Raw genomic sequence first — 5,366 nt, 5'->3', positions numbered from 1 at the left:
CACTCGATCAGCTCTTCGGCAGTCCACTCACGCCGCACCCAACGCCCCCGAAGTCACGCAGCCACGTGATCAGACGACAGGCTACGACCACACCAGCCACGACCGAAAGCCTTTCGACCAACTACCCAGAGCTACATGTCACCTCGTGACACCGACCCGAGTACCGGGCCTCGCCAGCAGCCGCCGCCGGACCTGCTCAAGATCGCCAGGTTGCAGGCCTGCCCACCGCTGGTGGGTGTCGGCGTCGAACCCCGCGAGGTCCACAACGGCTCGCCGGGCAGCGACTCCCTGCGCGGCGCGAGCCGGACGTCGATCAGCGGGTTCCGGTCGTCGCCACGGCCGGGCGTGGCGACGAGAAGCGGGCCGAAGTACAGCGGCGTGCCATGCAATCCCGCCGTGGTGATCCGTGCCCAGAACACGGCGCCGAAGCCGGGGCCCTACTGCGGCGGGCGCGTCCAGGCGCGGACGGTAGAAATGCGCCGGCGGACGCCACGTACTGCGTCGAGTACRGCGACGCCTGGAGGTATGCACCGCTGGCGTACTAGACGGGGCGCCTGCCCAGGTCGTGAGCACTCGTAGCCCAGCCAGATCATCGCCGTTCGCACCTGGCGCCGCGTTCCTTTGAAGTTCTTCACCCAGCTGGGCCGGTTCCCGCAGGGCCGCAGCGAGCTGCCGGACGAAGCCGTCGAGTACGTGGCCCGTCAGGGCGGGGTGGAGCCCGGCGAGGCCGGCGCCCACTCAGTCGAGCCTGGACCGCGGCCCGCCGTCCACCCGGAACCGGCCGAGCACCGGTAGGACGGTCGCCCGCAAGGCCGTTTAGACCTCCTCGCATGCCCCCTCGGCTGAGACAACGGCGAACGACGACGCCTCCGGCATGGAGCGGTACGCCTCGTCGAAGGCGACGAGGTAGTCGAGTTCCTCACGGTCGCGTCCACGCTGCTCCACCCGCCGCTGCGCGAGCCCGGCCGGGACGGACAGATAGCAGACCAGGTCAGGCGCAGGGAACCGGCGGAACGCGGCACGCACTCGACGTTCGCCACGGTCGCCGCGGGCACGCATGACCGCGTACTGACAATAGGCATAGCGGTCCATCACCGCGACGCGGCCGGTCAGCCAAGACAACGCGAGCGCCCGGCTGACCGCCACCCAGCGCATGGAGGCCTCGACCACGACGTAGGCGCGGCAGCCGAACAGCGCCTGCCCGTCTGTGCGGCCGAGCAGGCGCGCCAGCGCATCCCAGATCGGGCGACCGCCGGCGTTCTCGAAGTAGCGGCCGGCACGCCCTGCCCGTTCAACCAGGCCGCGAGTTGTCTGGCCTGGGTCGTCTTGCCCGACCCATCCACCCCGAGCAAAGCGATGATCGGCCGGCGTCGCACCCGACAAGCGTAGATGTCTGGCCGTCACGGGGTCCGTGGTGACGTTCCGCGCATTGGGAGTGCAACAGTTGCCGGGTTCCTCAGCTCAGCGGTAAGCCGGCCATGCCCTGACCAGGGGCTACGGCCGCGATCCACCCCCGTTGCCCCACTTTGAGGCTTCTTCATCCTCTGTGGGAGCATCTCGCTCGTTATGAGCATCCTTCAGCGTGGCTGAAGTTCAGGGGGTTGGGTTGGCTCTCGCGGCGGTGCGTGACCTCCGGGAGCTGCGCGCGCCGGCGAGCGAGGAGGAGCTCGCAGGCTTCGAGCTGGAGGTGCTGTCGGGGTTCGTGCTGGCGCGGGCGTCGGCGGGGCTGACCGACAGCACGATCCGCAACGACACCAACCACCTGGATCTGATCAGGACCTGGTTCGCCCAGCCGCTGTGGGAGATGCAGCCGGCCGACACCGACCTGTATTTCGGCAAGGCGCTGCGCGACGCCAAGCCGTCGACCCGGACAGGGCGGGCCGCAGCGCTGGCGGTGTACTTCGAGTTCTTGGAGCTCCGCCACAAGGTCGAGATCTACAACATGACCGGGCGGGTGGCCGAGTGCCCGCTCGACGAGGTGAACCGTCCCCGGGCCTTCGTCGAGCCGCAGGTGCGGATACCGCCGACCGAGGCCGAGATCGAGCAGCTGTTCGCCGGGTGGCGTCAGGAGCTCGCCACGTGCCGCAAGTTCGCGCCGGCGGCCCGCAACTATGCCGCCGCGCGGCTGGCGGCCGACGTCGGGTTGCGGATCAACGAGATTCGGATGCTCGACCTGGACGACGTCCGCTGGGAGCTGGGCCGGTTCGGCAAGCTCAACGTCCGCCACGGCAAGGGATCACGGCGCAAGGGGCCGAAGGCGCGCATCGTGCCGATGATCAACGGCGCGGATCGGAACGTGCACTGGTTCATCGAGGACGTCTGGGGCCATTTCGACGGCGACCACACCCGGCCGGGAGCCCCGCTGTTCCCGTCCGAGCGCAAGAACCAGGACGGCTCGTGCGGCCGAGTGACCGCCGACGTGTTCCGCCGCTCCCTGGCGCAGGCCGCCGCCGAGCACCTGCCGACCTGGGCGGGACGGCTGACCCCGCACGTGCTGCGGCACTACTGCGCCTCCGAGCTCTACCGGGCCGGCATGAACCTGTTCGCCATCCAGGAGCTGCTCGGTCATTCCTGGACCGGAACGACGGCCAGGTACGTCCACGTCCACAGCACCCACGTCGAGGACGCCTGGGTCACCGGCCAGCAGCGGGTCGCCGAGCGCTGGAAGGGACTCGCTCCGTGACCGTCACCTGCAGGAGAGAAGAGGGCGCACCGTGAAGTGGAACCTGCGGCTCGCCGCGGCCAACCGGGGCATCTGGAAGGCCAGCGAGCTGCACAGGATGCTCGCCGAGCGCGGCATGGTGATCAGCGCCGGGAAAATGTCCGGGCTGTGGTCCGGCAGCCCCAACGCCATCAAGCTCGACGAGCTGGACGTCATCTGCGTGGTGCTCGGCTGCGGCGTCGACGAGCTGCTGCTGCCCGAGCCGGAGAAGGTGCCCGCGGCGGTGCCGGCCGCCGACGGCGAGCAGGCGGTCGCCGCGGCGGCGCACACCCGGGCGGTCACGCCCCGGCCGCGCACCGGCCGGTCCTTGCCGCCTCGGTGACCTGCCGGCGCTGCGGCCGCTCGCTGCCCGCCGGCGGCCGGCGCGACCGGCTCTACTGCAACGCCAGCTGCCGGAACATGGCCTACGCCGCCCGGCGAGCGGCCGGCGTCCCGCCCTGGAATCGGATACCCCCGCGCTGCGGGCGGCCGCGACGCGGGCCCGGGAACTGGGCGAGGCCCACGGCTGGTCGCCCTCGACCACCCGGTGCGCGATGGACGGTCTGGCCGTCGTCCTGGACGGCCGGCCCGCGGGCCACCGTCTCCGGCTTACCGAGGTCCGCGCCGTCCTTCCGCGGCAGGCCTCCAGCGCGCGGGTCGCCGAAGTTCTCACCGACCTCGGGCTGCTCGAGGACGACACCGCGCCGCCGATCCGCGCCTGGGTCGAGCGCCGGACCGACGACCTGCCCGCCGCTTTCGCCGTGATCGTGCGGGCCTGGCTGCTGGTGCTGCTCGACGGCGACGCCCGCTCCCGGCCGCGGTCGCAGGCCAGCATCTACGTCTACTTCGGCGGCGTCCGCCCGCACCTGCAGCGCTGGGCGGCAACCCGCGGCCACCTGCGCGAGGTCACCACCGCCGACGTGAAGACCGCGCTGGATCCGCTGCGCGGCGAGCGGCGCAGCAACGCGATCGTCGCGTTGCGATCGCTGTTCCGGTTCGCCAAGAAACGCGGCCTGATCTTCGCCGACCCCACCGCCCGCCTGGCCGTCCCCCGCCCCGACCGCCACAGCCTGCTGCCGCTGACCGACACCGAGATCCACACCGTCGAACAGACCGCCGTCGCTCCGGCGCAACGGCTGATCGTCGCGCTGGCCGCCGTCCACGCCGCCCGCGCCGCGGCGATCCGCCACCTGGCCCTCGACGACCTCGACCTGCCCAACCGACGCATCACCCTCGCCGGCCACACCCAGCACCTCGGCGAAATGACACGCCAGCTGCTACTGACCTGGCTTGAGCACCGCCGCACCAGCTGGCCTCACACCCCCAACCGGCACGTCCTCATCAACGAGAGAACCGCCCTGGGAACCGGCCCCATCAGCCCCAACTACCTTCACCAGCACCTGCTGCGCCGCGGCGTCCACCTCGACCGCATCCGCGCCGACCGCGTGCTCCACGAGGCCCTCACCGTCGGCCCCGACCCCCTGCACCTGGCCCTCGTCTTCAACCTGTCGCACACGACCGCCAGCAGATACGCCGCCATCGCCCAGAACCTCCTCGACGCCCACCCCGCCGACCGATGACCGCGCGCGGGCCTGGCCAAGGAGGGGCTGGTCGGCCCCTCCTTGGCCAGGCCGAACCCACCTCAGACTCGTGCCGCCAAGGGCAAAAAAACCCGCTGGTAATTCTCGGAACTTCGTACGCAGATGGCGAGAAATCCATATAGCCTCGCGCGCAAGGTTCGCTGATCGTGCGGTGGGGGGCCGGATGCAGCGAGGGTGGACTCCAGAAAAGCTGATCGCCAGCTGGACGTTAGTTAAGGAGACACGGACGGGACTGGCCGCGCTGTGCTGGGCGCGGACCAGAGAGCTGGTCCCTCCCATGACCTCGGCGGCGACGTGATCAGCGACGTCGCCGCCATCGGCGGCCTGATCGGCCTCGCGGCATCGGTGCTCCTCCTGGCCTGGCAGTGTTGGGAGGTCGCCAAGCAGACGAAGATCGGCAACTCGATCGGGGGCGCTTCGGTCATCCAGGAGGCCATGAACAGCGATCGAGAGTTGCACTCGGTGTTCCTCGAACGCCCTGAGCTGCGCGCCTACTTCTATGACAGCAAGGCTCAACCCTCAGAGGGGAGTGACAGAGACCGAGTTCTGACTCTCGCGGAAATGTTCGCCGACGTTCTTGAGGTCGGCCTCCTTACTACTCGACTCGTGCCCTCCACCGATTCCAACGACGACTGGACCAGCTATACAAGACACATCTGCGACCACAGTCCCGCCCTAGTGGAGTTCGTACGGCAGCACCCCGAGTGGTATCCGAACGTGACCAGGGTCCTGAACGGACGAAGTGGAACACCGACCGGAGGGTGAGGCGCCGGGGCCAAGTCTCCGGGCGGGCGCACGGACGCGGGGCGACGGCGCGAAATGATCGCGCCAGCCAGGCGAGGGCCCATGTCGCCCCGCCGAACCCGCCTCAGCCTCGAACCCGATCATCGAAACGGCCGTGGGTTCGTGGCGAAGAACCTTCAGTCAGGCTGAACTTGCGGAGGTCGTGCCGGTAAGAAACGTGTCACCAGCCGCAAACGGCGATGATCTAGATGGCCTGTGGCTCGGCGGCGAGTTCGTGGCGGGTCCGGCCGGCGACTCCTCTGGCGTCAGGGACAAGCGCC

General features: G+C 69.9%; 7 protein-coding genes. 5 read left to right on the top strand and 2 right to left on the bottom strand.

Annotated features, from left to right (window positions below):
- Positions 1-131 precede the first annotated feature (131 nt).
- Positions 132-389: a hypothetical protein gene (locus BBK14_RS07665; protein ID WP_198541203.1), complete on the bottom strand. Its 258-nt coding sequence runs from the start codon at positions 387-389 to the stop codon at positions 132-134.
- A gap of 232 nt (positions 390-621) precedes the next feature.
- Between BBK14_RS07665 and BBK14_RS38125 the strand changes: the two genes are divergently transcribed.
- Positions 622-795 carry a hypothetical protein gene (locus BBK14_RS38125; RefSeq protein WP_157904226.1) on the top strand — a complete coding sequence of 58 codons (174 nt, stop codon included), beginning with the start codon at positions 622-624 and terminating at the stop codon, positions 793-795.
- Positions 796-816: 21 nt separating this feature from the next.
- Here BBK14_RS38125 and BBK14_RS41620 read toward each other — a convergent pair whose 3' ends face one another.
- Positions 817-1,383 carry a nucleoside/nucleotide kinase family protein gene (locus tag BBK14_RS41620; protein ID WP_241831274.1) on the bottom strand — a complete coding sequence of 189 codons (567 nt, stop codon included), beginning with the start codon at positions 1,381-1,383 and terminating at the stop codon, positions 817-819.
- 199 nt (positions 1,384-1,582) lie between these two features.
- Between BBK14_RS41620 and BBK14_RS07655 the strand changes: the two genes are divergently transcribed.
- The 4 genes from BBK14_RS07655 to BBK14_RS07640 all read left to right on the top strand — a co-directional run bounded on the left by BBK14_RS07655 (position 1,583) and on the right by BBK14_RS07640 (position 5,067).
- Positions 1,583-2,683, top strand: coding sequence for a tyrosine-type recombinase/integrase (locus tag BBK14_RS07655; RefSeq protein ID WP_241831272.1), 1,101 nt, complete (start codon positions 1,583-1,585; stop codon positions 2,681-2,683).
- 31 nt (positions 2,684-2,714) lie between these two features.
- Positions 2,715-3,044 (top strand): helix-turn-helix domain-containing protein, encoded by a 330-nt coding sequence (locus BBK14_RS07650; RefSeq protein ID WP_071060529.1) that lies wholly within the window; start codon positions 2,715-2,717, stop codon positions 3,042-3,044.
- A gap of 211 nt (positions 3,045-3,255) precedes the next feature.
- Positions 3,256-4,281: a site-specific integrase gene (locus BBK14_RS07645; RefSeq protein WP_198541202.1), complete on the top strand. Its 1,026-nt coding sequence runs from the start codon at positions 3,256-3,258 to the stop codon at positions 4,279-4,281.
- Between the two features lie 264 nt (positions 4,282-4,545).
- Positions 4,546-5,067: a hypothetical protein gene (locus BBK14_RS07640; RefSeq protein ID WP_071060524.1), complete on the top strand. Its 522-nt coding sequence runs from the start codon at positions 4,546-4,548 to the stop codon at positions 5,065-5,067.
- Positions 5,068-5,366: the final 299 nt, after the last annotated feature.

This window comes from Parafrankia soli (assembly GCF_001854695.1).
In the GTDB taxonomy this organism is placed as follows: domain Bacteria; phylum Actinomycetota; class Actinomycetes; order Frankiales; family Frankiaceae; genus Parafrankia; species Parafrankia soli.
The sequence above is the reverse complement of the archived record's forward strand: the minus strand, read 5'-3'. Positions and strand labels throughout refer to the sequence as shown.

What these genes read in the sequence shown, in the direction of transcription:
- BBK14_RS07645 (WP_198541202.1), top strand. Translation starts at nt 3,256, where the DNA reads ATGGACGGTCTGGCCGTCGTCCTGGACGGCCGGCCCGCGGGCCACCGT.